The organism is Streptomyces siamensis (assembly GCF_039543605.1).
Classification (GTDB): domain Bacteria; phylum Actinomycetota; class Actinomycetes; order Streptomycetales; family Streptomycetaceae; genus Streptomyces; species Streptomyces siamensis.
In genome coordinates, this window is record NZ_BAABKB010000021.1 from 511914 (window position 1) to 534424 (window position 22511).

Below are 22511 nucleotides of genomic sequence, written 5' to 3' on the forward strand. Positions count from 1 at the left end.
GGGCGGCCTCGGTCATTGCGTCCGGCAAGGTGGTCGGGCTAGCTCATGTCCCCTGTGGCGGGCGTGCCTTCGGCGAGTCCGTAGCGCAGGTACACGGTGCCTTGGGGACCGGCCACCGGCGGTTCGAGGAGTGTGACATTCGTGGGCACCGCGCCGCCGTCGAACGCCTTCTTCCCGACTCCGAGCATGATCGGATGCACCCAGAGGTCGAGTCGGTCGAAGAGCTTCTCGCGCAGGAGGGTCTGCACCAGGTCCAGGCTCCCGACGACCTTGACGTGCTCGTGCCGGTCACGGATCTCGCGCACCGCTCCGGCCAGATCCGGGCCGAGCTGCGTGGATCCGGCCCACGAGAGGTCGGCCCTGCCGCGGGAGGCCACGTACTTCGGGACGCTGTTGAAGAGCGTGGCGATCTCGTTGCCCTTGCCGCCCTCCTGGTACGGCCAGTAGGCGGCGAAGATGTCATACGTCCGCCGGCCGAGCAGGAGTGCGTCCGTACCCTCGTACGCGGCACTGATCTGTGCCCCGGTGACCTCGTTCAGCAGTGAGGCCTGCCAGCCGCCGAACGGGAACCCCGCCGGGTCCTCGTCGGGGCCACCGGGTGCCTGTCCGACGAGGTCGAGGGTTGTGAACAGTTCGATGTGGATGAGACCCATGGCGTGCCCCTGATGAGTTGGTCGTCTCGGTCGCAATGTAGACCTGCGGACGTCGGAAGACTCATCGCTGGGACGCCCCCGGCTTCGTACTCGCTGCGACGCCCGACTGCCAGTCGCGTCGCGCCAGAGGAAGCGACCCCTCCACGGGATGGAGCATCGCGTGACCGGGGGCGGCGTGCCCGCCGACGGCCTGGGCCTGCCGCATCGACCCGGCCAGTTGTCCACGTGTCAGCGCATTCGGGCAAGTCCAACACCTGCGAGTGTTCGTACGGGTTCGGTGCCTCGGCGGAACGGTCGCACACAGTCCGCAACGCGTCTCGCACGCATCCGTGCCAGGGATGGTTCTTCTCGGCGGGTGAGTCCGCCGGCGCGCGGTGGCTGTTCCTGCTGCGGGGGACCGGCGTTCACTTGTCGTAGTACTCATCGTCGTCGCCCTGGACGCGCGCCCCCAGCACCGAAGCGATCTCCCGCATCTTCGTGAGGAGCGGCTCATCCGGGTTCTTCACCACGATCCGCCCGTCGCGCCAGTCCAACCAGGCGCCGGCGGTGTCCAGTTCGGGGTGAGTGACCATCTGCGCGAGCCACGCGTGCCGGTATTCCAACACTGCGTCCTCGCCGCGTGGAGAAGCCCGGGCCACCTGAACCATCTCCAGGTCCGGGTCGGCAGCGACCACCGTCGACCACTCCTGCGTCGTGATCGGCTCGCCCTCGTCCGCCCACCAGGGCGTACGCCTGGTGACGTGTACGTCATATCCCATGGCCGCCACCGTAAAGGGGGCCACTGACACGATCACGAAATCGGGCTTGGCGACTGGCGGGGATCATCGCCGCTGTGTCAGGCGGTGACCACGTCGAAGTGACACCGAGCGTGCGGCAACCGCGGTGCGCCGTCAGCGACGGACCAGGCCCGTGCGTTTGACGGTCGTCAACAGCGGAGTGGTGTCGATGGCCGTGACACCGTCCAGGGAGCCGACCGCGTCGGCGAGGAAGGTGTACAGGGCGTCCAGGTTCGCCGCGGCGACAGCGACCACCAGGCTCGCCGGGCCGGCGGTTGCGGCGCAGAACCGGACGCGCGGGTGGGCGCTGGGCGTTTGTGCGGCTTCCTGCAGGGCGCCGGGCCGTACGGCGATCCAGAGCAGGGCCTTGGTGCCGGCGCCGAGCAGTGCGAGATCGACCTCGGTCGCGAGGCGCGGGACACCGCCGAGTACCAGTGCGTCCAGTCGCCGGCGGGCGGTGAGCACGGTGGTGCCGGCGCGTGGACACCGATCCTGCTGGCCGCGGCCCAGACCGGACCCTGCAGACCGTAGGGGAGCGATGCGACGGGAGAAGGAGATGACGGACGGCGACGCCGATGTCCTGATCAGGGCCGGTGCGGTGCACACGTTGGTGCCGGGGCAGAGCCCGCAGCGGGCGCTGGCGGTGCGGGGCGACCGTATTGCGGCGGGAACGCCGGATGCCCACCGCGACGGAACTCGACCAGGCCACCGACCGACACCCGGTCCTGGTCAAGCGCGGCGGCCACGACGACGTCGTCAACACCTACGGGCTTCGCCTTGCGAACATCACCGAGGACAGGCCCGTGCCGCCGGGTGGCGTGATCGGCCGCGGTGGCGACGGCCGGCTGATCGACAACGCCTTCCCCACTTGGTGGAACACCTGCTGCCCTCCCCGGATCTAAGCCGCCGCATCGACGGAATGCGCTCGGCCTGCAGGCAATACGCCGCCACAGTTGTCGGCACCGTGCGGGACTGCATGGTCACCCGGAGGACTCCCGTGTACTGCAGGCCGCCCGTGAGGCCGGTGCGCTGAGCACCCGCGTGCGGGCGTCGACTCGGCGCTCGGTCTGACCAGCACCGCCCAGGTGCAGGAACGGTTCGACGCCATGGAGGAATGGCGCCACAGCTCCGATCCGTGGCTCGGAGTGTGGGGGCGGGCAGCCCGGCCTGGACGGGGGCTCGAAGCGGGTGCCACCGAGGACGGTACGTGTGCGACCACGCCTTCTCCGAAACCCTGATCTGGGAGCCGGACGCGCTGGTCGAGGCGGTCGAGGCCGTTGTCCGGCGTGGCCGGCGGGTCGGCACCCACGCCTACGGCGACCGCGCCGTGCGCCTCCTCCTGGACGTGCACGAACGCGTCCCGAGCGCAAGCCCGGCCTGCCTCCGGCACGCCGGTGATGGAGCACGGCGGTCCGGCCGACGCCGTGCAGCGGTCCCGGGCCGTCGCGTTGACCATCCAGCAGCCCCTGCTGCACGACACCGGCGAGGTCGAGGAAGGCTTCTGGGGCCCGGAGCGGGTGTCTCGCATCTGCCCCTTCGACCGTCACCGCCGACGGGCGCACGCGGTCATGGTGGGCTGTCCGGCCCACCGGGAATGGTGTCTGCACGCTCAGGCGGTGCTGTCGTGGCCTGTACGTCGATCACGGTGCAGTCGACCGCTGTCACCGTCAGCCCCAGGGTCTGCTCGGCGGCGTCCATCAGTGAGCGGCGCACGTGTTCGGCTGTCTCGGGCAGAGGGCGGTCCAGGCCCGCGGACAAAGTGATGCTCACGCGAACGCCCACGTCAGGGTCGGCTCGCGTGATGCGGCAGCTCGCGGCGGTGACACCCGGTATCGCGTCCGCTGCGCTGCGCAGCACGGTGGCGGCGGTGTGTTCGGTGATCTGGAGACCGCGTGTGGGGTCGTTCAGCGGAAGCATGGGCCCCAGCCGTATCTCGTGCCGGACGATGTCCATGACACGGGCGACGAGGTGCTGGGTGCCGGGAGGTGTGCGCTTGCGCAGGGCCGTCGTCGCGGCGTTCAACGCGGCCAGACCTTGGACGGCGGCGTGGCAGTACGGACACTCGGCCAGGTGTGGGTCGACGGGCGCGCCGCTGTCGCGGGAGTGCTCCCAGGCGCGGCTGAGGCGTTGCCCGCAGCTGAGCACGTCGTCGTCGACGTACCGGCCGATCTCGTCGAGGGGCGTACCGTGCGGCGGCCTCGGTCGACGTGCGGGTTCCAGAGGCTGAGAGGGACGGTCGCCTAGCGCCATGAGCTCAGTGCCTCCTTCAGCGATCGCCGTGCTCGGAACAGTCTCCCGCGGACCGTTTGCTCGGTGGTGCCGGTCACCTGGGCGATCTGTGCGTAGGACAGTCCGTGCAGTTCCCGCAGGGTCCAGCAGAGCCGCTGCTGCGGTTCCAGGGCGCCCAGTGCGTGGACCAGGGCGTCGGTGAGTGCGTCCTGTTCGGCCGACCGGACGGGGGAGCTGCGCATGCCGGGGGCGGCGAGTGCGGCCACTGAGTCCAACGGTACCGGGGCCGGCCGGTGGCGCAGCGAGTTGAGGCAGCGGTTGGCGGTGATGCGGTACATCCAGGTGCTGAAGGCAGAGGCGTGACGGAATTCGGGCAGGCGCCTCCAGGCGCTGATGAACGCGTCCTGCACGGCGTCTTCGGCGTCCTGGGCGTTGCCGAGCGTGTGGAAGGCCATGGCGAGCAAGGGGCGGCTGTGGCGGCGTACCAAAGCGGCGAAGGCTTCTTCGTCGCCTTCCCCGGCCCGGGTCGCCAATATGTCGTCCGGCGTGCCGAGCAGCCTGCCGGTCGGGCCCGGGGGAGGGGGCTGTGGGGGTTGTTCGGGACGGGCAGGGGCTTCTGTTCGGCGCGCGGAGGCGCTGGCGTTGTGTGTCACGTTCGCACCTCCTTCTGGCGGTGTTACGTGTTCCCACGTTGAGGAATGTGATTCGAGTTCGTGACGATTTGTCCGGTGAGTGTGTCCAACCATGTGACGGGCGCCGTGCCGGTGCCCGTAGCGATGGATCGAGGCGACTGTCATGACGGACACCACCGACCGGCCCTCCACCGGACAGGACGGCTCCCGTGGGGCCGCGACCATGCTGAAGGGGCCCACCGGCGCCGGCACCTCACCCGAGACGCGGGGCAGAACGACCATCGCCGACGGCGTCGTGGCCAAGATCGCGGGGATGGCAGCCCGCGAAGTACCCGGTATCCACAACCTCGGTGCGGGCATGGCCCGCGCCATCGGCGCCATGCGCGAACGCGTCCCCGGCGGGGGGACCGGCGGTGTCAGCCGCGGCGTGAAGGTCGAGGTCGGCGAAAGCCAGGCGGCTGTGGACCTCGATGTCGTCGTGGAGTACGGCTACGCCATCGTCGAGGTGGCAGCCGAGGTCCGCGTCAACGTCATCTCCGCCGTGGAACGCATGACCGGCCTGGAGGTCGTCGAGGTCAACCTCGTCATCGACGACGTGAAGCTTCCCGACGAGGAAGAAGAGAGCGAGTCGGCTCAGGGACGCGTCCTATGACCCGTCGGTGGGACAGGTGAGGACAGGTGAGTGAGCGATGAATACAGCAACAGTGGGTCTGGCGGCCGGAATGTCGCTGGGCTTCGCCGGCTACTTCGGCGGCTTCTGGGCTTTCCTCCTGGTGGCCGCCCTGGGCGCGGTGGGCCTGGTCGTCGGTCTCGTCCTCCAGGGCGACATGGACGTGTTCGCCCGGCGGCAACGAGACATGTCCACCCGGCGGCAAGGGTGAGCGCCAACCCGGCCGCCGGCTCACCGGAGCACGTGCGGGGCAACCAGGCGCCCGACGCCCGACGGCCCTTGCCGCCTGCCGAGCGTGGCGCGACGGTGATACCGGATCGGGTCGTGGCCCGCATCGCCGCTCGTGTCGCGCGTACGGAACTGCACCGGCTCGGCGGGCCGCTGGAGCCGCTCACGGATCCGGCCGCACCCGGTGTGCGGGTGAGCACGCACGAGGGGACGGCGCACCTGGCGCTGTCGGTGGACCTTCCGTACCCCACGGACATCGCAGACGCCTGTCGGCACCTGCAACGCGAAGTGGCGGACCGGGTGGCCCAGTTGACAGGCCTGGACATCAGCGACGTCACGCTGATCATTCGGCGGCTGGCCACTGCCGATCGGCCGGGCCGCGTCCAGTGACGCTGCCATCCGATCGCCACAGAACTGGCAAAGGAGGGTCGTCATGACACTCGACGCCCACGGGGCTGCGGACACCGAACGGCCGGACAGGCACGCTCCCGAGGCGCAGCCTCTGCCGCCTGACGACGGGGGTCCGGGGTCACCGCGCCTGTGGTCACCACGGCGCGTCCCAGCCGCCGTGGTCGCCGTGGTGACGCTCTGCGTCTCGGGGGCGCTTCTGTACGACGTGATCGCGGTGCGCGCCGGACAGCCTGTCGGGGCATGGCGCACCCGCCTGGCCCATGAGTTGGCCACCCGACCGGTGGACGACCCTTGGCTGCTGACAGGTGGCGTCGTCGCCGCAGTACTCGGTCTGTGGCTGCTCGTCCTCGCCCTCACCCCCGGCATGCGACGGCTGCTGCCGCTACGGACGCCTGAGGGTTGTGCCGAGATGGGGGCGTGGCTGGACCGGCGGGGCGCCGAATTGCTGCTGCGGGATGCGGCGTTGCGAGTCCCAGGCGTCAGCCGAGCCCGTGTCCGGGTCGGCCGCCACCGCGTCAGCGCCCGCGCGGACGTCCGCTTCCGAGACCCCGAGACCGTCCGCGGAGAACTCGCCCAGGCGTTGCACGAACAGTGCCGTCAGCTCGCTCTGGCACACACGCCGCGGCTGGCGGTTCGCACACGTCGACCGACCCGTTGAGCCACCCCGGAGCCTGCCATGAACGGTCGATCCACACTCAACCGCCTCCTCCTGACCGTCAGTGGCCTGGTGCTGCTCGGTGGAGGCCTGCTGATCCTGGCCGCCGGCCTGGATCTCTACCGTCGGCTTCACCTGGCACCACCCGCCGACTTGCCGTTGGTCACGCCCCACGACGTTCTGCTCAGCAGGGCCGATCGCACCCGCTGGAGCGACCAGGGCTGGTGGTGGCCCGCTGTCATCGCCGGCCTCGCCCTGACCGTGGTCCTGGCCCTCCTCTGGCTGCTCGCCCAACTGCGTCGCCACCGTCCCGGTTCGGTGGACCTGGGCGGAACGCCGCCACCCGACAACGTCGAACTGCGAGCCGGCGCCCTCAGCCACGCGATCACCACCGAAACACGTGCTCTGACCGACGTCGCGCACGCGCACGTCCACATCAGCGGACGACCGGCGCACCCGCGCCTCCGAGTCGACCTCACACTGACGGAGCACGGCACACCCGGCTCCGTCCTGCGGGCGCTGTGTCTGGGTCCGGTCGCGCACGCACGCGACTGCACCGGAGTGACCCGCCTGCCTGCCCGAGCACGTCTCGACGTCGGCAGCCACAAGGCGCGCCGCGTCCGCTAGAGCGCGCCTTCGTCCACTGGAGACGGCGAGGCCGCGTCCACCAGCGCCAGAGAAGAGGCGTCACCGAGGGTTTCGGTGACGCCCCTGTGTCGATCGGCAGATGTGCCTTCGCGCACCCCTAGTTGTCCGGTTCAGGTGGTCGTCAACGCGGCCTGCCCGCGGTCTGCCTTCATCGGGCCCGTGGCGGTCGGCCGGACCTCGAAGTCGAACATGGCGGTGGGTACGTAGAGCGAGCAGCAGGCGTTGGGGATGTCGACGATGCCGCTGATACGTCCCTCTATGGGCGAGGAGCCGAGCAGCAGGTAGGCCTGCTCCCCGCTGTACCCGAACTTCTTGAAGTACTCGACGGCGTTGAGGCAGGCCCGACGGTAGGCCAGCGTCGCGTCGAGGTAGTAGTTCGTGTCCGTGTCGTGGTCGACGGAGATCCCGATGAACGTCATGAACTCCGTGTACCTCGGCTCGACGTTGCCCGGAATGAACACCGGGTTGGTGGAGATGCCGTACGTCTCCATGCCGCCCTTGATCAGGTCGACGTGGAAGTCGATGAAGCCGCCCATCTCGATGGCGCCGCAGAAGGTGATCTCTCCGTCGCCCTGACTGAAGTGCAGGTCGCCTCCGGAGAGCTTGGCGTCCTTCACGTGCACGGGGTAGAACACCCTCGATCCCCTGGTGAAGTTCTTGATGTCGTGGTTGCCTCCGTTCTCACGCGCCGGCACCGTGCGCGCGCCTTCCGCGCCGATGCGCTGTGCGAGGTCTCCGGTGGCCGTGCCGGCGAGGGCGTTGGTGCTGTCCGGCGGTACGGCCAGGGGCGGGACACGGTTGGGATCCGTGTCGATCAGTGCCTTCTCGCGGGCGTTCCAGCGGGCGAGCATCTCGGCGGACGGGGCGGTTCCGAACAACCCGGGGTGGGTGATTCCGGTGAAGCGAACCCCGGGAAGGTGGCGTGAGACGGCCTGCTGCCCGTGGAAGTCCCATACCGCCTTGTAGGCGTCCGGGAAGTAGTCAGTCAGGAAGCCTCCGCCATTGGCCTTGGCGAAGATGCCGGTATAGCCCCAGCCCTGTCCAGCCGCGTCCCCGGCCTGCTGCGGCACGGGGCCGAGGTCGAGTATGTCGACGACGAGCAGATCGCCGGGTTCGGCGCCCTCCACACCTATCGGTCCGCTGAGCATGTGGGGGATGGTCAGGTCGATGTCGCGTACGTCGTTCGCGCTGTCGTTGTTGCCGACCTGGCAGTCGGTCCAGTCGCGGCACTCCATGCGGAACTCTGCGCCTGGCTTCACCATGGCGACGGTCGGGACGTCCGGGTGCCACCTGTTGTGACCGGGCACGTCCTGGTCCCGCATCGACTTGGAATGGTCCACGCTGAAGAGAATTTCAGGCATGAGAACTCCTCATTCTTTGATCCGGTCACGTCGGTGCGCCCACGCTTCCGGCCGGCGGGGCGGGCGAGGTGACGCGGGGCGTCTTCCGGGTGAGCGGCCACAGGGCCGCGAACACGACCACGCCGAAGGCGCCCAATGCGATGGCGGTCTCGTCGGGGTGCTTCCAGTAGCCGGAGAGCAGCAGGCCCGCCGGGATCACGCCGGTGACCCAGCCTTCGATCGCCGTGACCCAACCGGTATAGACCTTGAGGCTGTCCATCTTGAGACCGAGCAGCAAGAAGAACAGGAACCAGAGGAAGGCCCAGTAGAGCCAGATGACCCCGAAGGGATAGTCCTTGAAGAGCCGGAAACTGACGTACGAGTACCCCAGGGCGACAATCGCCACGAACAGCGAGTAGTAGCCGACACCGCTGCTGTCGAGACCGATGAGCAGGCCGATACCTACGTAGAGGTAGGTGAAGCCGAACAGGAAGATGCCGGACGCAGCCAGGATCTTCATGTTGTCGTTGTTCGCGGTGAAGATGAGGTAGGTCGGCGTCAGTACCTGCAGTGCGCCTACGAAGAGGTTGAACACCGCTCCGGACCGGGCATCTACCTTCCCGAGGAGCAGCAACCCGTTCATGAAGAGCACCGCGCCGACAAAGAGCAGTCCCACGTTTCCCACGGGGACGCACCTCCTAGGTCCGCGTGGGCGGGGCGGAATCGCGCAGTCGTAGGTTTGCGGGCTGCTGATGAGCTGCCGCGAATGTGCCTCAGCTGTGAGTCCGCATGGCGTGATTCCGCGTTCTGCGCACCACTACGGGACGACGTCGTTTCGATGTCGTGCGAGACGTTCTGCCTTGTCCACCACCGCCCTCAGGGACGCGGCAACCGCGAGAGTGCGGGGTGAGGGCGCCGTGGCACCCTCGTGCGTGGCGGCACTTCGGAGACTACTGCCGGGGCCTCTCGCGCCTGCTCCTCCTGTGCATGGAGGGCGGCGACCGTCTTCGAGGTCAGCGAGAGGCCGGGCGAGGAATACACGCGTCTCGCGATGGCGGCGCAAACAGGGCAGCCGTAGCCTTTGGGAGCCGTCCCGATCTCCAGCTTCACATCGAACGGCCCGCAACGGCTGCATAGATATTCGTAGGTGGCCATCAGCAGCCTCCGGATTTCGGTGGACGCCAGCCAACCTTGATGTGTTGCGGCGCGCCCGGACCGGGCGTATGCCACAGCATGATTCCTAACTTCAAGGATTCGTCTCGTAATTCCGCGTGTCAAGTCCGGGAGGGTACCCGCAGGCCTCCGATCGGCTTCAGCCCCTTGATCGGCTGTGACGACTTCGCTCCGCTCAGTCGCCTGACGAGCTCTCACAAGCGACAAGTGCTGGTGGGACGGGGTCGTTGAGCCGTTGCAGGTTGTTCCGGACAGCCCGGCCTCGTATGCGTCCGGAGAGCAACGGCCCTCATCGGCCGAGCCGTCGACCTGCTCGGCCAAGCCGTCGTCGAGCCGCTCGGCCAAGATCGGTCGCCGCTGCCGCCGCTCGCGGACCGGGCCCACGGAGATCCGTGGGCTCCGGGCCACCCCGCGGACGGGTGTGGCATCGGGACCGGTACGCGTCGGCGTCATCCGTGCGCGCAACGTCAGTTTCTCGGCCGGGTTCGGCTCTTCCTCAGGGGAGTTCGGCCGTGTGGGCGCAGGCGCCCGAACTCCTGACGCGGGCCTCATCGAAATGGCTGCATCGCTATCCATTGGCTCAACCACCCATCGAGGGTGGGGATTGCAGCACCGCCGCCGACTCAATTAAAATTGGAGATCATCGGTAACCGACCGGTTTCGCCGGAACAACGGAACCACCGATGGAGGACGACCATGGCAAAGATCCTTGCGGTGCTCTATCCCGACCCCGTGGACGGTTATCCTCCGGACTACGCCCGCGACGAAATCCCGGCCATCACCGGCTATCCGGGCGGTCAGGCGACGCCGACCCCACGAGGCCTGGATTTCACTCCGGGGCAGCTCCTCGGCAGCGTCTCGGGAGAACTGGGACTGCGCCGGTTCCTGGAAGACCGAGGCGACACCTACGTCGTCACCAGTGACAAGGAACCACCGGACTCCACCTTGGATCGCGAGCTGCCCGACAGCGATGTCGTCATCTCGCAGCCCTTCTGGCCCGCCTACCTGACCGCCGAGCGGATCGCCTCCGCGCCCCGGCTCAAACTCGCGATCACCGCGGGGATCGGGTCGGACCACGTCGACCTGCCGAGCGCGATCGCCCACGGCATGACGGTGGCGGAGGTGACCTTCAGCAACAGCATCAGCGTGTCCGAGCACGCCGTCATGCAGATCCTCATCCTGGTGCACAACTTCGTGCCCGCCCACGACTGGGTGACCGGCAAGAAGGGCTGGAACATCGCCGACAGCGTCTCGCGCAACTACGACCTCGAAGGCATGGACGTCGGCGTCCTCGGCTCCGGCCGCATCGGCCAGGCGGTACTGCGCCGCCTCAAGCCCTTCGAGGTGAACCTGCACTACTCCGACGTGCACCGGCTGCCCCGGGAGGTCGAGGAGGAACTCGGGCTGACCTGGCATCCCGACGCGCGTTCGCTGGCCGCCTCGGTCGATGTGCTGTCGATCCACGCACCGCTGCATCCGCAGACTCAGAACCTCTTCGACGAAGACATGATCGGCGTCATGAGGCGCGGTTCGTACATCGTCAACACCGCACGCGCGCTCATCGTCGACCGGGACGCCGTGGTGGCGGCCCTCAACAGCGGTCAGCTGGCCGGCTACGCGGGCGACGTCTGGTACCCGCAGCCGCCACCGCCCGACCATCCCTGGCGCACCATGCCGTCCGAGGCGATGACCCCGCACGTATCCGGCTCGACGCTCTCGGCGCAGGCCCGGTACGCGGCCGGTACCCGCGAGATCCTGGAGTGCTGGTTCGACGGGCGCCCCATCCGTCCGGAATACCTGATCGTCGACGGCGGAGGGCTCGCCGGAACGGGAGCCCGCTCCTACACGGTCGCCGGATAGCGCGGGTGAGTCGGAACGGCCCGGTTGCCGCCGGACGACGGTGACAGTTCGTCCCGCCGCTCCTGACTCTCGGCAATCCAATAATTCCGGCTGGTAGCAGTCGGCGGACAGTGGACAGGAAAACAACAGAAGATCTATTGGAAGATTCAGTCGAAGATCCATGCCTGGCGCAATGGGTCTTCGGCTGTGTCATGCCTGATGAGAGCCCATGCCTTTCGTGACCCGATTCACTCCGAATCTGCTAGCGATGAGCGATCGGGACCTTTAGCGTGCTTAATAGACAGATTTTCCTATGCGGAGGCGCTGGCGCCGCGCATACTGTTTCGCAAGTTGACCAAGGCGAATGCCGGGAAGGTGGATCAGTGAGCAGCATGGACGCCGTGTGGGTACGGGGCGTGAACGGCATTCAGATGCATCACGTGACCGATCTTCAGGATGCCGGCAGATTTCTGGGCAACGCAGCCATGGCGCTGCGGGCCGCACATGTTCGGACCGGCGCCGACCGGTACTCCAACATCGCCGCCGAGCTGAAGAGCCTGGTCGAGCGGGTGCGGGAGCTGGAGGACGAGGCGCGGTCGAGCATGCACGACCTGCACTCCAACGACCCCGAGCGGTTCGTCCGCTGCAGGGACGGTCACGAGCCGTGGCCCGGTGAGATCCCGGCGGGATTCATCCCGCGCCACACCTGCAAGGACGAGTGCCTCTACCACGACCGTGAGGTCCTCGAAGCCATCACGCAGTGCACCTGCGGCCGGCCGCCGTGCCAGGCGTGCGAGATCGGCGGAAAGCTCTGACAGGCGGGAGCGGGGCCGACGGGGGTTTCCAGGTCCCGTAGGTTCCGTGATGACCGCATTCTCCGGGGCCGCGACCTGTCCTAAGTGCCGAGCAGGTCCGTCGCGAAGTGCCACCCGCATGGCGAGGAGTCCCCTCGTTCATGCGGGTGAGGCATATCCGCCGTCCCTTTCTGCGTGACGTCGGTCCTCGGGCCTGCAGCACCGAGGGCGGGTGATCGGGGATCCGCGCCGGTGTCCGGCTTCGACCGGGTGCGTACGCTGAGCCACCGCGTCGTCCCCGACAGTGAACGGCTGCGTACATTCTCCGAGAGCATCAAGCTCTCCACCGGCTGTCGGCAAAGCGTCCGCCCGGTATTCGTGACTCGACCGCTCAGCATCGAACGGCACGCCTTCGGCTTCGTACAGTTCGTCCGGCAACACCGGCACCGTATGCCCAAGAGTTGCCCATGGCGGCACGATGTCACATCTCGGCTCCCTGCTCTGAAGCATCGGAACCCAGTGATTCATCACGCGGTGCAGACGCTGTCGGTGGTCGGCAATCCAGTCGTCCGGCAAGGCGATCGGTACGCGCACGGTGACCATGGATCCCGACGCGTCCTCTACGACCACCTCTGGGCAGTCACGCTCGCCCCGGAGTTGGATGGAAATGGATGCCCCTCTGCTCATCTCCATCCAGGCGACATCTTCGCCGGCGTCGAGCCTGTTCAGCGCGTCGGACCAGCTTGCGAACCTGGAAACGTTCGGCCTGGAACTCCAGGCTGCCGTGGCCGGGCTGGTCGGGGTGGTGGTCCGCCGACCAGGTCAACGAGCCCCCGTTCACCGCTACCAGGCTGAGGTCGTTGCCGCGTCCGGACAGATCACGGACCGTACCGGTGACGGTGGCCCCGTCGTCGTGTCCGTCGAAGCGCCAGTACGCCATCGTTCCTGGGACGATCATCTTCGAGGCCGACCGCGACGGGCGCGCCGGGACAGAGTCGAAGCCCGCGAACCGCTTCTCGAAGTCGACGACGACCGAGAACCGGTCGGCGTCACCGCTCAGCTCCCTCTCCTCCCGCTCCAACTGGTTCAGGCCCTTGGCGGCCCGGCCGGGGATCCACGGGGAGACGGTCTCCACGTCGATGACGTTCCGGTCGAGGTCGAAGCGGTACAGGCGGATCATCGCCGCGCCGCCGAAGTACCGGTTCGGATGGTTCGTCAGATGCAGGTGCACCTTGTGGCCCGCCGCGTTCCTGTGGGTGGCACGGGCGGCCGGCCAGTAGTGGCCGTTGAGGGTCAGGAAGGTCTGGTCGTGGTCCTTGACCAGCCGGTCCCACAGCTCCTGGCCGTACGAGGGCAGTGTGTCGTCCTCGACGACCAGTTCGTGCGTGGTGAGGATCACCGGTGTCCTGGGGTGCCGGGAGAGGACCTCCTTCGCCCAGGCGTATCCGCTCTCCGACAGCCGCCAGTCCAGGGCCAGCACCATCCACTCCCGCCCGGCGGCCCGGAACAGATGGAAGGTGCCGTAGCCGTCGGGGGACGCGCCCCCGATCGGCCTCGCCACCCGCCCCGTTCACCCGCCGCCGCGTGCAAGGCCTCTAGTCAGGGCCTCTTGTGCGGTTCTTCGCCCACACGGTCCACCACGGCACGCTGGAGTACCGCGGTGGTCTGTATCACGCTGCCGGCCTTGCCGATCACCGTGTCCTCCTTCGTGACGTCGCGGAAGCCGAGGAAGGCGTACGTGGACTTGTCGAAGATCCACTCCTGCCGGTCTTCGGCCTGACCGTCCAGGGTGATCGCGACACCGTGCCGGCCTACGGCGTCCACGGCGTCGGGGATGACGGTGGTGCCGGGGATCTGGGCGGCGACACGGTAGAGGAACGCCGTGGTCTGCGGGTCCACCGACTCCTGGAGCATGCCGCCGAGATACTCGAAGACCCACGGCATGCTCACGGCGGGTCGCGCGTTCCCCTTGGTGTTCTCCGCGTTGTCCATCTGCCTGCGCCAGTCGGCCTCTATCGCCCGAAGTGCCGCGGCCGGGTCGCGCGGAAGGGCGGCCAGGTCCTCGAAGGGGCTCTGCGTGTGCCCGGGGCCTCCGACCGTTCCCTCGCCGGGGCCGGGAAACTCGAAGCGTTCGGGGGCCTTGTCGCCGTACGCCTGGGCGCCGCCCTGGCTCCGCGACCAGGGAATCCACTCCCGAAGAGTCTGCAACTTCGTCAGTTTTCCAGCGGCCTTGGAGTACTTCTTGTGCACATGGCCGTGCTCGTCGGTCCACTTCGCCTGGAGGGGGTTGTCCCTTCCGGCCGACACGCTGCGGATGTACACGTACTGGTGGTGGCCGACCTTGACGGCCGGGTCGCGGGAGACCACGGCGGCGGCGTTCTCCAGGAGCACCGACGCCTCGGAGGCGGCCGGTCGCGCGGCGTCGGCGTGCCGGCCTGGGTGGTCGACGCCGACGGTGAGCACCACAGCCGCTACGGCGGCCGCGGCGAGCGGGGCGACGACCTGCACCCAGCGCCTCCTTCGACGTCTCCGCGCCGCCCCGGCGTCCGCGGCGGCGGCCTCGGGGCCGGCCGCGGGTACGGACTGTTGGATCTCACTCAACAGGTGCTCCTTGAGGACGCGCAGGCGGTCATCGGGCAGATCCTGGGAAACCGGGATCGGCAGCAGTCGGGCCGCGTCCGCGCGCTCGGCGGACTCTGTTGCGTCGAAGCCGGCGTCGTGAGGCGTCTTGGCGTTCATCGGATCTGCTCCTGGTTCGACCGGGCCGCGATCTCGCGGCCACCCTGTTGCTGTCCGGGACGGGACGCCGGTTCCGTCCTGTCGGAAGCGAGTTCCTCGTCCGTCAATCGCCGCAACCGGCGCCGGGCGCGGGAGAGGCGGGAGCGGATCGTGCCGATCGGCACGTCCAGTGCCTCGGCCGCCGCCGCGTAGTCGAGGTCGGCCCACACGCACAGCGCGAACACCTCCCGCTCGCTGCGACGCAGCCGCCGCAAGGCCCGCTGTGCCGCGGCCAGTCGCCCGGCGTCCTCCATCCGTTCGACGACTTCGTCCGCGAAGTCCGGCGCGGTGTCGTGCGGCGGGACCCGGCTGAGGGCGGCCTGGTAACGGCGAGCGGCGCGCGTGGTGTTGCGCAGTACGTTGGTGGCGATGCCCAGCAGCCAAGGGAGCAGGCCGTCGCCTTCGGGTCGCACCGTCTCGCGCAGCCGCCACGCCTCCAGAAAGGTCAGCGACACCACGTCCTCGGCCGTCGCCCAGTTCCCGGTGACCCGGACCGCGTACCGGTGCACTGTCCGGGCATGTTCGTCGAATATCGACCCGAAGGCCTCCGGATCACCGGAGCGCAGCCGGGCGCGCAAGGAAAGTTCCACATCTGATCCTGTCCGCGCGCGCCACTGGGTTCCCTGCGATTTTCGTGACTCAGGTCACACCGGCGGGCTGTAGGAATTGCGGTGCAACTCCGGTCGCGAAGAGTGCGGTTGTGACCAAGAAGAACCTAGCGAAGCCGAGGGACGGCGGCTGACCGGCGAGGTCGCGCTGCCGCAGCTGACGGCTCCTCGCAACGGCGTAGGACGTGGCCCCGGCGGAAGTTGCCCAGGCGCGGGCCGCCCGCACGCGGCACAAGTCGATCACCGTGACTGGTCCAGCCTCTTCCACGGTCGCAGCTTCGTCAGCACCAGTGCGTGCAACTGGTCGGCTGTGGAGGCCGAGCCGAGCCTTCGACCCGGCAGGGCCGACGGCCAGGGGCGGCGGCGCGTCGCTGATCACTGCGATCGTCGCCTACGACGTCTACGATGTGGCGGCCGTACCGAGTGGACGCAGATGGCCATCCATGGCGGAAGTCACGTGGGCGGCAGCGGTATCGGTATTGGCGAGGGCACGTGGATGGGATCGAGGGTCTGTCTCAGATGAAGACTTGGCTGGAGGGGCTGTTCGGCAAGGGCCGGCCCCGCACCGCGGGTGAGACCTCGCTGGAGAGCCAGGCGATGACCTCGTCCGACGATGCAACGGTGAGCCGGACGCACATCTCCCCCGAGGAGCGGGTGGTTCTACTCATCGGAATCCTCGACGACCCCGCGGCGCGCGAGGACGAGAAGTTCGATGCGGCGTGGGACCTCGAGGACTTCTCCGGGCCGGTCGTCGAAACGTGCCTGATCCGGATCATTCGCGCCGAGGACTTCACCAGTGTGCTGGCCCAGCATTGCGCCGAGTCCCTCGGCGGGATCTGGGCCAGGACCGGCCGTGTGGACCCATCCTTCATGACGGAGCTGCGCGGTCCGGCGAAGGACGAGGTGTTCGGCATTCTCGGCAGCCGAGCTCCGCACCTGCTGCCCGACAGCACCTTCTAGAAGTTCTTCAGCGGCTGAGGTTGCCCAGTACTCCGGCCGCACCCTGAGAGGACATGACGGGTTCAGCCTTCCTCGCGGGGAACAGCTCACTGTCCGCCGAGTCTGAGCGCGACGATCACGTACAGGCTCGCGGACGCCGTCACAAGCAGGAAGGCGAGGATCGTGTGGACCATGAGCCCTCGCCAGGGAGCGAGGCCCAGATACGTCCGGGCCGCTCGGCTCACTCGGGGTCCGGGGGCACCATGGGCGGCGTCGGCGTCCGCCTTCTCGACCGCTCGGCGAAGCTTCCTGCGGCTTCGCTCGGTCGTGATGCCCAAGCGAACACCATCGCTGTCACGCACTACCAGGGTGCGGTACGCCCTGCCGTAGGAAAAGGTCGTCAGCAGTCGGACGCTGGCGATCCGGTTCAGGTCGACGGACCGTTCGCCGGTCAGGGTGTGCGCAGTCAGACGTGACGACGCGTGTCGAAACGGGGCTCGTTCCTCGCACAGGGCGGGGAGCAGTACGAAGCCGACGATCCCGGACACCAGGCCGAGCATGATCGGTGTGCTTTCGGGGACTGCCCCGATCCGGGCCAGTCCGTAGCCGCCGAAGGGCAGCAGAAGGACCGTGACCGCCAGACCAGATCCCATCCGGGCACGCACCACGCTGCGGGCTGTGCCTGCTTCCACTGAACGCCCCCGTCTCTGTCGGCCTGCACCAGCATGCAGGTGCAGTAAGCCAGTGTCGGGCAAACACTGAATCGGCGGGGCAGCGCGCAGTGCTGTCTTCGCGCCGGGATGAAGATCCCGGCGCGGCGTGCGGTGTCAGACGTTGGCGTAGCCGGGTGCCTCCTGACCCCCCGGTGACCGCCGCCGTCCGACAGTACCTCGACGTCTGCGAACAGGCCGGCGAGGTACGACCCGGCATCGACCCGGTCGACGTCATCATGCTCATGAGCTGTCTGTGGCGTATGCCGAACCGTCCGGAGGGCATCGCCCGGACCGGGCGCCTGATGGAACTGGCGATCGACGGCTTCCGGCCGTAGGGCGCCGCACGCCGATTGCGGTCCTGTTCCACCGGATGCGGCGATGGTGAGCTCAGGACCGAGGTCCTGAGCGACCGGGGGTGTCGCGCGTGCCGGTCATCCTCTTCTCGGGCGGCCGGGACAGGAATGCTGTCACGGAGAGAACCGCTCCGGGCGAAAGTCCGCAAGCATCTCGTCCCTCTTCCCGGTGAGGATCTCCGAAGCGAGCAGCCGGCCGATCACCGGCCCGAGCGTGATGCCGCTGTGGGAGACCGCCTCGTAGTAGCCGGGCACCGACGGCACCGCTCCCACCGAGGGGAATCCGTCGGCCGGGATCGGCCGGTGGGCTACCCGTGTCTGTGTGATGCGGGAGTTTCCGAGTGCAGGAATGACGTGCCGTGCCGATTCGTGGAGCAGCCTGGCGAGTTCCGCCGGCTCTTCACCCGTGTCGATGAGTGCGTCGATTTCCCGGCTGTGCAGGACCATGGACGCATCTCCGTCAGGACGGATCTCGATGTGCGGCGCGTGCATGGCCCGGTGAACCGGGACCGGAGCACAGGCGATCCGGGTGACGACGCCGGGTTCCCGGCGCATCGGCAGGTGCCGTGCGACGAGCCCGGCGAGGTGGGAGGCGCTGGGTCCTGCCGAGTTCACGACGGCGTCGACGTCGAGACGGCTTCCGTCCGACAGTGTCACTGTCCGGACGCTCCCATCAGTGGCGATGCCGATGTCGTGGACAGCGGTGCCGGACCGGCGTTCGGCACCGGACTCGACGGCCAGGCCGACCAGGCGGCCGACGAGATGCCGGCCGTGCACCCAGGCTTCGTCGGGGTAGAACAGGACCGGAGTCTTGCCGGGCACGGTGAGAGCGGGTTCGAGGTGACGGCGTACCTCGTCTCCCGAGTGCACCTCGACCCTGTAGTCCCAATTGGTCAGCAGCTCGGCTGTTTCCAGGAACTTCGCCTCCGCTGCGGGATCGCCGGCCCAGCGCAGATGGCCGCTGGGATGCCACCACGAGTCCGGCCCGATGGTCTCCGCGAGCTCACGGTGAGCCACCATGCCCGCGACGTTCAGATCGAAGTAGGACCTGCGCACGGTCTTGTTGCTGGCGTTGACCCACGAGAAGGACCAGTTGGTGACCCCTTCGCCTGGCAGCCCCGCGTCGATGAAGACCACATCGGCGCCGTGCCGCGACAAGTTCCAGCCCACGCAGGCTCCGAGGACGCCCACTCCGATGACGGCAATACGCAAAGGCCGCTGCGCGGACCCGACGCTCATGATCGCCCCCGGTCGCTGATCATCGTCGATGTTCTGGGACCCCGGCACCCACTGCCAAGCAGAGTACGCCTACGGCAAAGGAGAAGGCACCGGGTCTCCGTTGGCGCGGAGCCGACAACTTCGGTCCGCCGTGGCCGAGTTGCATGCGTCCAGGTCCAGCTCCGGTCACCGAGCTCGGCTTTGGCCGGCCCTCGCGACCGACGAGAGCCGGCGCACCCGGACGCTGCGAAGAACGGGGCTCGCGGATTCCCCCTCCACCGCGAGTCCCGTTCCGCACTCTCCGGCTGTATCGCCTGAGAGATCCGGGCGGCCCGTCGCCTCGGCCTGGCGGCAGGCCGCGCTCAGCCTTGAGTGCTGAGTCCTCAGTGCCGGTGATAGATGGTGTGCGCGCCCCTCGCCATCCTCGTGCAGTGACCTCCGTTGCCGAGGCCCTCGAGGACCCAGATCGTCCGTACACTCGACGCGAAGGTGTAGCCGCCCCCGGGACCGATGGATTTCCCGTTCCTGCTGCTCGTGTACACCCACTCGTCGCGAGTGCCGCCGTCGGCGTACGTGGCGTGGATCTGCACGCAGGCAGCCTTGTGGTCGTACTTGGTGTCGTACAGAGTTCCGTCCACCATGATCCGGCCGTTGTCGAGCGGACCCACGTGGCCGTGCGCCCACGCCCCCGCGATGTCCGACGCGTGGTGCGAGGCGGTCCACGCCTTGAACGGCCCGCTGAGCGGGGCGGCGTGCGGGTTCATGCCGGCCGTCGAGGCGCTCGCCGTGGGCGCGACGGCCAGGCCGGCGCCGAGCGCAGCGGCGGCTGCGGCGAGGACGACCCGCTTTCGTGCGGTGTTCCTTCGTGCGTACATGTTGGTGCTTACCTCCCCGTGTTGGCAGGCGGGTCCGGCGTGTGCCGTGTCAGGTCTGCGCCCTGCCGCCCGGCTCGTGTCCTTGCGTCATCGACCGTGCCGGGCCGGCCTTCGATCTCACAAGAGAGGCCGGGCAGCGGGGAAAGGACCGGGACGCCCCACGCGCTGACCTGTGAAAGGAGGGTGTGGTCTGGCACGGTGCCGGGACGGCGCGGGACGAGCGGTGAGACATTTGCAGGGCAGGGGAGACTGGGCCGGGGCGAGGGACACTGATGAGTCGATGGCGGCCGTTGCGGGTTGAACTCCCCCATCAGGTGAGCCGATTGGTCGAAGAGCTGCGGCTGTACAAGGATCGTGCGGGACTGAGCCTGGCGTCGCTCGCCACCAAGACCGCGTACAGCACCACGTCTTGGCACCGTTACCTCAACGGACGCAAGCTGCCCCCGTGGCGGGCGGTCAAGCTGCTCGGCCGGCTGGCCGACGCAGACGAGGGGCGGCTACGCGTCCTTTGGGAGTCGGCTGCGGTGGCCTGGCAGGACGGGCCCACCGAACTCGCCGGGTCCGCCGAAGGGGACGCGCCTCCGCCCGGCCCGAGGAACGACGACCCGGCACCGCCTGGCCGCCCGGCCGGATCCATTCCTCCCCCTGGCAGCGGTCTCGGGGCGGCGATCTCCGCCGTCGTCGGCCGAAGAGGGGTGACTGTCGGTGCCGTCATCGGGGCCGGCGCCCTGTTCGCCGTCCTGACCCTCGTTCACCCCTGGACCGGCGGCCCCGGCAGACCGCCCGTGCCGCGTGGGGCACCACGGGGCGCACCGACGTGGCCGTGGCCACTGCGGTCGTCGGACGCAGGGGCTGCGGGAGTGGGCTGCCGCGGTCACTCCTGCCAGGGGCGGGACCCCTACCGGGAGAGGTGCGACCGCTTCAGCACGGTCGTGCACGCGCTGCGCACCTACGGCACCGTCCTCACCCTCCGGTACAGCCCGGCCTGCCACGCGGTCTGGGCCGAGGCGGGACCGGCCCGGGGAACACAGCGGCTGCTCGTCGCCGCCCAGGGCGCCGCGACCCAGCACGCGCGTCCCGGCGCCTCGCGCACGGCGATGACAGTCGCAACTCCGCGGGGAGCGCTGGCCTGCCTCGTCGTGTCGAATCGAGAAGAGCCTTCGGACCGCTCGAACCGCTCGGACCGCTCGAACCGCTCGAACCGCACGGACCGCTCGGACCGCTCGGACCGCTCGGACGGTGGGGCCGATCACACCCTCGACCATCAGCTCTGCGTGACGGAGCACGACAGCTGGGCGGAACCGGTCAGTGGCGGCAGCTCGTCAGGGTGACCTCGTTCGTCCGCAGCCTGTGGAAGCGACCCGCGTCATACACCTCGTACACCCCACCGCGGCCACGGAGCAGGGGCAGGGTGTACTTCTCTCCGCGGTACGCCGTCCACGGTGGCGCCGAGACGAGCCTTCGGGCCGCGAAGCCGAACGTAGCCGCGCCGACGATTCCGTCGGCTCCGAGGCCATGGTTGGTCTGCCACGTCCGGGTCGCCCCGCTCGTGGCGGCGTCGAACGCGCACGTGATCCCCGAGCTGGGCAGGTAGCCGTCCGCCCACAAGATCGCCTGCCACAGCCCGACCAGATCGCTGCGCGGTACCCGGCCGGCCTCCAACAGCGGTTCCTCGCTCCAGTCGTCGGCGAAGGCACCGGAACCGGTCACATACGTCGCGTGATCGGCGGACGGCGCGCTCGCGGCACAGGTCGCAGCGAAGACGACCGCGCAGACGGCGGCCGACAGGGCCGCTCGTCGGCCGACGCCGCCAGGCGAGTTCATGGCACCGTCATACCTCGGTCCCTGACACTCCGTCATCGCTTTGGCTCGATCCGGCCCCCACAGGGTCCGCTCGGGACTGCGCTTCCAGCAGGGTGGGGAGCCATGACGGGTGAGAGCCACCGAGGTGGAACATGGCTGACTGGAAACCGCTTCCCGACACACTCGAATCCGACCTGCGCGCCCTCGTCGAGCAGTTGCGGCGTCTCAAGGACCGCAGCGGTCTGAGCCTGGCCGCGCTGGCCGAGCGCACGCCGCACAGCAAGTCGTCATGGGAGCGGTATCTGAACGGCAAGTCACTGCCTCCCAGGCAGGCCGTGGACGCGTTGGCACGGGTGGTCGGCGCGGACCCGGCGCGGCTCGCCGCGCTGTGGGAGCTGGCGGCACGGGCGTGCAGCCGACAGGGCTCGCCGGAGTGGAGGGAATCTCCGGATCTCGCCACTTCGTCCGAGCCCGCCAAGGTCACCGAGCGCGTCGCATCCCCTCAGCTCGCTGAGTCGGATCCGTCCTCTGAAGTCCCGGCGGAGACCGAAGACGCACGGTCGCCGGCCGGCACGACCGCGGACCTGCCGCCCCGCGGGCTCCCGCACAAGCCGTGGACCGACTGTACCGCCCGCCGCTGGGTCGTGCTGTCCGCCGCTGTGGCCCTCGCCGTCGGCGGGGCCACCGTCGTGCTGCGGGCGACGCACCATCCCAGGGGTTCGGCCGACACTCATCGGACTTCCACCACAGGCGGCTCCGGCAGGAACCAGCTCGACATCACTTGCTTCGAGCAGAGCTGTACCGGCAAGGACCCGAAGACGGAGGGATGCGGCGACCCCTGGACCGCCGCCCTCACCAAGGTCCAAGGCGTCTACGTCGAGTTGCGCTACAGCGACTCCTGCAAGGCGGCCTGGGCGCGCATCAGTTGGGGAGGCGTGGGCGACATCGCACGTGTCGTGCCCGCGAAAGGCGCACCACAGCAGGACAGGGTGCACTACGACACCGACGTCTACAGCCCGATGGTCGCGGCCGACACGCCGTCCGACGCGAAGGCCTGCACCGTCCTCACCTCCGGTGCGTACGGCTGCACGGAACCAGGCGGCACAATACGGCTCACCCCACCTCCCGAACCTGTCATCTCACCTTCCTCGCCCGGTCGTTGAGGCCCGGCCCCGC

Annotated in this window: 26 protein-coding genes and 1 pseudogene; 12 read left to right on the forward strand and 15 right to left on the reverse strand. The window is 68.8% G+C overall.

Annotated elements, in window-relative coordinates; translation table 11 throughout:
- Nucleotides 1-38: 38 nt before the first annotated feature.
- From ABEB03_RS26750 to ABEB03_RS26760, 3 genes are all read right to left on the reverse strand, one after another.
- A complete protein-coding gene (locus ABEB03_RS26750; protein ID WP_345654613.1) occupies nucleotides 39-653 on the reverse strand; it encodes a dihydrofolate reductase family protein in 615 nt (204 codons plus the stop codon).
- A gap of 404 nt (nucleotides 654-1057) precedes the next feature.
- Entirely contained in the window at nucleotides 1058-1411 is a 354-nt protein-coding gene (locus ABEB03_RS26755; RefSeq protein WP_345654616.1) for a hypothetical protein, read from the reverse strand.
- 132 nt (nucleotides 1412-1543) lie between these two features.
- Nucleotides 1544-1894 carry an Lrp/AsnC ligand binding domain-containing protein gene (locus ABEB03_RS26760; RefSeq protein WP_345654619.1) on the reverse strand — a complete coding sequence of 117 codons (351 nt, stop codon included), beginning with the start codon at nucleotides 1892-1894 and terminating at the stop codon, nucleotides 1544-1546.
- A 128-nt stretch (nucleotides 1895-2022) separates the two neighbouring features.
- Here ABEB03_RS26760 and ABEB03_RS26765 point away from each other — a divergent pair, with 128 nt between their 5' ends.
- Nucleotides 2023-2331, forward strand: coding sequence for an amidohydrolase family protein (locus ABEB03_RS26765; RefSeq protein ID WP_345654624.1), 309 nt, complete (start codon nucleotides 2023-2025; stop codon nucleotides 2329-2331).
- 664 nt (nucleotides 2332-2995) lie between these two features.
- On the opposite strand, the gene ABEB03_RS26770 is transcribed toward ABEB03_RS26765, so the two are convergent.
- Nucleotides 2996-3679 (reverse strand): Asp23/Gls24 family envelope stress response protein, encoded by a 684-nt coding sequence (locus ABEB03_RS26770; RefSeq protein WP_345654627.1) that lies wholly within the window; start codon nucleotides 3677-3679, stop codon nucleotides 2996-2998.
- Nucleotides 3670-4215 (reverse strand): RNA polymerase sigma factor, encoded by a 546-nt coding sequence (locus ABEB03_RS26775; RefSeq protein ID WP_345654789.1) that lies wholly within the window; start codon nucleotides 4213-4215, stop codon nucleotides 3670-3672. The genes ABEB03_RS26770 and ABEB03_RS26775 overlap by 10 nt, the downstream gene beginning before the upstream one ends.
- A gap of 238 nt (nucleotides 4216-4453) precedes the next feature.
- Between ABEB03_RS26775 and ABEB03_RS26780 the strand changes: the two genes are divergently transcribed.
- From ABEB03_RS26780 to ABEB03_RS26800, 5 genes are all read left to right on the forward strand, one after another.
- A complete protein-coding gene (locus tag ABEB03_RS26780; protein WP_345654631.1) occupies nucleotides 4454-4942 on the forward strand; it encodes an Asp23/Gls24 family envelope stress response protein in 489 nt (162 codons plus the stop codon).
- A 37-nt stretch (nucleotides 4943-4979) separates the two neighbouring features.
- Entirely contained in the window at nucleotides 4980-5171 is a 192-nt protein-coding gene (locus tag ABEB03_RS26785) for a hypothetical protein (protein ID WP_345654635.1), read from the forward strand.
- A 113-nt stretch (nucleotides 5172-5284) separates the two neighbouring features.
- Entirely contained in the window at nucleotides 5285-5578 is a 294-nt protein-coding gene (locus ABEB03_RS26790) for an Asp23/Gls24 family envelope stress response protein (RefSeq protein WP_345654638.1), read from the forward strand.
- 43 nt (nucleotides 5579-5621) lie between these two features.
- Complete coding sequence (locus ABEB03_RS26795; protein ID WP_345654641.1) at nucleotides 5622-6257, forward strand: DUF6286 domain-containing protein; 636 nt, start codon at nucleotides 5622-5624, stop codon at nucleotides 6255-6257.
- 18 nt (nucleotides 6258-6275) lie between these two features.
- Entirely contained in the window at nucleotides 6276-6881 is a 606-nt protein-coding gene (locus ABEB03_RS26800) for an alkaline shock response membrane anchor protein AmaP (protein WP_345654644.1), read from the forward strand.
- A gap of 131 nt (nucleotides 6882-7012) precedes the next feature.
- On the opposite strand, the gene fmdA is transcribed toward ABEB03_RS26800, so the two are convergent.
- Entirely contained in the window at nucleotides 7013-8263 is a 1251-nt protein-coding gene (gene fmdA / locus ABEB03_RS26805) for a formamidase (protein WP_345654646.1), read from the reverse strand.
- A gap of 25 nt (nucleotides 8264-8288) precedes the next feature.
- A complete protein-coding gene (locus ABEB03_RS26810; protein WP_345654648.1) occupies nucleotides 8289-8927 on the reverse strand; it encodes an AmiS/UreI family transporter in 639 nt (212 codons plus the stop codon).
- Between the two features lie 1184 nt (nucleotides 8928-10111).
- Between ABEB03_RS26810 and ABEB03_RS26815 the strand changes: the two genes are divergently transcribed.
- Entirely contained in the window at nucleotides 10112-11275 is a 1164-nt protein-coding gene (locus ABEB03_RS26815) for an NAD-dependent formate dehydrogenase (protein WP_345654651.1), read from the forward strand.
- 371 nt (nucleotides 11276-11646) lie between these two features.
- Nucleotides 11647-12069, forward strand: a complete 423-nt coding sequence (locus tag ABEB03_RS26820) for a hypothetical protein (RefSeq protein WP_345654792.1) — start codon at nucleotides 11647-11649, stop codon at nucleotides 12067-12069.
- 138 nt (nucleotides 12070-12207) lie between these two features.
- On the opposite strand, the gene ABEB03_RS45395 is transcribed toward ABEB03_RS26820, so the two are convergent.
- The 4 genes and pseudogenes from ABEB03_RS45395 to ABEB03_RS26835 form a co-directional block, all read right to left on the reverse strand.
- On the reverse strand, nucleotides 12208-12741 hold the full coding sequence (locus ABEB03_RS45395; protein WP_425589300.1) for a DUF5959 family protein: 534 nt from the start codon (nucleotides 12739-12741) through the stop codon (nucleotides 12208-12210).
- A gap of 76 nt (nucleotides 12742-12817) precedes the next feature.
- Nucleotides 12818-13603: pseudogene (locus tag ABEB03_RS26825) on the reverse strand (metallophosphoesterase family protein); the annotation flags it as partial.
- Between the two features lie 44 nt (nucleotides 13604-13647).
- Nucleotides 13648-14787, reverse strand: a complete 1140-nt coding sequence (locus ABEB03_RS26830) for a CU044_5270 family protein (RefSeq protein ID WP_345654654.1) — start codon at nucleotides 14785-14787, stop codon at nucleotides 13648-13650.
- Entirely contained in the window at nucleotides 14784-15416 is a 633-nt protein-coding gene (locus ABEB03_RS26835; protein WP_345654658.1) for an RNA polymerase sigma factor, read from the reverse strand. The genes ABEB03_RS26830 and ABEB03_RS26835 overlap by 4 nt, the downstream gene beginning before the upstream one ends.
- Nucleotides 15417-15953: 537 nt before the next feature.
- On the opposite strand from ABEB03_RS26835, the gene ABEB03_RS26840 reads away from it, so the two are divergent.
- Nucleotides 15954-16394 carry a hypothetical protein gene (locus ABEB03_RS26840; RefSeq protein ID WP_345654662.1) on the forward strand — a complete coding sequence of 147 codons (441 nt, stop codon included), beginning with the start codon at nucleotides 15954-15956 and terminating at the stop codon, nucleotides 16392-16394.
- A gap of 86 nt (nucleotides 16395-16480) precedes the next feature.
- On the opposite strand, the gene ABEB03_RS26845 is transcribed toward ABEB03_RS26840, so the two are convergent.
- Nucleotides 16481-17026, reverse strand: coding sequence for an HAD family hydrolase (locus ABEB03_RS26845; RefSeq protein WP_345654665.1), 546 nt, complete (start codon nucleotides 17024-17026; stop codon nucleotides 16481-16483).
- A gap of 194 nt (nucleotides 17027-17220) precedes the next feature.
- Between ABEB03_RS26845 and ABEB03_RS26850 the strand changes: the two genes are divergently transcribed.
- The gene (locus ABEB03_RS26850) at nucleotides 17221-17421 is read left to right on the forward strand and encodes an SbtR family transcriptional regulator (protein ID WP_345654670.1); all 201 of its coding nucleotides are present in this window, start codon (nucleotides 17221-17223) and stop codon (nucleotides 17419-17421) included.
- A 132-nt stretch (nucleotides 17422-17553) separates the two neighbouring features.
- On the opposite strand, the gene ABEB03_RS26855 is transcribed toward ABEB03_RS26850, so the two are convergent.
- Both ABEB03_RS26855 and ABEB03_RS26860 read right to left on the reverse strand, forming a co-directional pair.
- Nucleotides 17554-18678: an NAD(P)/FAD-dependent oxidoreductase gene (locus ABEB03_RS26855; protein WP_345654675.1), complete on the reverse strand. Its 1125-nt coding sequence runs from the start codon at nucleotides 18676-18678 to the stop codon at nucleotides 17554-17556.
- 362 nt (nucleotides 18679-19040) lie between these two features.
- Nucleotides 19041-19532, reverse strand: a complete 492-nt coding sequence (locus ABEB03_RS26860; RefSeq protein ID WP_345654678.1) for a hypothetical protein — start codon at nucleotides 19530-19532, stop codon at nucleotides 19041-19043.
- A 323-nt stretch (nucleotides 19533-19855) separates the two neighbouring features.
- On the opposite strand from ABEB03_RS26860, the gene ABEB03_RS26865 reads away from it, so the two are divergent.
- Nucleotides 19856-20863: a helix-turn-helix domain-containing protein gene (locus ABEB03_RS26865; protein ID WP_345654681.1), complete on the forward strand. Its 1008-nt coding sequence runs from the start codon at nucleotides 19856-19858 to the stop codon at nucleotides 20861-20863.
- On the opposite strand, the gene ABEB03_RS26870 is transcribed toward ABEB03_RS26865, so the two are convergent.
- Nucleotides 20838-21356 (reverse strand): peptidoglycan-binding domain-containing protein, encoded by a 519-nt coding sequence (locus ABEB03_RS26870; RefSeq protein WP_345654684.1) that lies wholly within the window; start codon nucleotides 21354-21356, stop codon nucleotides 20838-20840. The genes ABEB03_RS26865 and ABEB03_RS26870 overlap by 26 nt on opposite strands.
- Before the next feature lie 131 nt (nucleotides 21357-21487).
- Between ABEB03_RS26870 and ABEB03_RS26875 the strand changes: the two genes are divergently transcribed.
- The gene (locus ABEB03_RS26875; protein WP_345654687.1) at nucleotides 21488-22498 is read left to right on the forward strand and encodes a helix-turn-helix domain-containing protein; all 1011 of its coding nucleotides are present in this window, start codon (nucleotides 21488-21490) and stop codon (nucleotides 22496-22498) included.
- The last annotated feature ends 13 nt before the right edge of the window (nucleotides 22499-22511 follow it).

Bases quoted from the DNA above. Each gene is read 5' to 3' on its own strand.
- ABEB03_RS26750 (WP_345654613.1), bottom strand. From the start codon at position 653: ATGGGTCTCATCCACATCGAACTGTTCACAACCCTCGACCTCGTCGGA.
- ABEB03_RS26755 (WP_345654616.1), bottom strand. From the start codon at position 1,411: ATGGGATATGACGTACACGTCACCAGGCGTACGCCCTGGTGGGCGGAC.
- ABEB03_RS26770 (WP_345654627.1), bottom strand. From the start codon at position 3,679: ATGGCGCTAGGCGACCGTCCCTCTCAGCCTCTGGAACCCGCACGTCGA.
- ABEB03_RS26780 (WP_345654631.1), top strand. From the start codon at position 4,454: ATGACGGACACCACCGACCGGCCCTCCACCGGACAGGACGGCTCCCGT.
- ABEB03_RS26785 (WP_345654635.1), top strand. From the start codon at position 4,980: ATGAATACAGCAACAGTGGGTCTGGCGGCCGGAATGTCGCTGGGCTTC.
- ABEB03_RS26795 (WP_345654641.1), top strand. From the start codon at position 5,622: ATGACACTCGACGCCCACGGGGCTGCGGACACCGAACGGCCGGACAGG.
- ABEB03_RS26800 (WP_345654644.1), top strand. From the start codon at position 6,276: ATGAACGGTCGATCCACACTCAACCGCCTCCTCCTGACCGTCAGTGGC.
- fmdA (WP_345654646.1), bottom strand. From the start codon at position 8,263: ATGCCTGAAATTCTCTTCAGCGTGGACCATTCCAAGTCGATGCGGGAC.
- ABEB03_RS26815 (WP_345654651.1), top strand. From the start codon at position 10,112: ATGGCAAAGATCCTTGCGGTGCTCTATCCCGACCCCGTGGACGGTTAT.
- ABEB03_RS26820 (WP_345654792.1), top strand. From the start codon at position 11,647: ATGGACGCCGTGTGGGTACGGGGCGTGAACGGCATTCAGATGCATCAC.
- ABEB03_RS45395 (WP_425589300.1), bottom strand. From the start codon at position 12,741: ATGGAGATGAGCAGAGGGGCATCCATTTCCATCCAACTCCGGGGCGAG.
- ABEB03_RS26830 (WP_345654654.1), bottom strand. From the start codon at position 14,787: ATGAACGCCAAGACGCCTCACGACGCCGGCTTCGACGCAACAGAGTCC.
- ABEB03_RS26840 (WP_345654662.1), top strand. From the start codon at position 15,954: ATGAAGACTTGGCTGGAGGGGCTGTTCGGCAAGGGCCGGCCCCGCACC.
- ABEB03_RS26845 (WP_345654665.1), bottom strand. From the start codon at position 17,026: ATGGGATCTGGTCTGGCGGTCACGGTCCTTCTGCTGCCCTTCGGCGGC.
- ABEB03_RS26855 (WP_345654675.1), bottom strand. From the start codon at position 18,678: ATGAGCGTCGGGTCCGCGCAGCGGCCTTTGCGTATTGCCGTCATCGGA.
- ABEB03_RS26860 (WP_345654678.1), bottom strand. From the start codon at position 19,532: ATGTACGCACGAAGGAACACCGCACGAAAGCGGGTCGTCCTCGCCGCA.
- ABEB03_RS26870 (WP_345654684.1), bottom strand. From the start codon at position 21,356: ATGAACTCGCCTGGCGGCGTCGGCCGACGAGCGGCCCTGTCGGCCGCC.
- ABEB03_RS26875 (WP_345654687.1), top strand. From the start codon at position 21,488: ATGGCTGACTGGAAACCGCTTCCCGACACACTCGAATCCGACCTGCGC.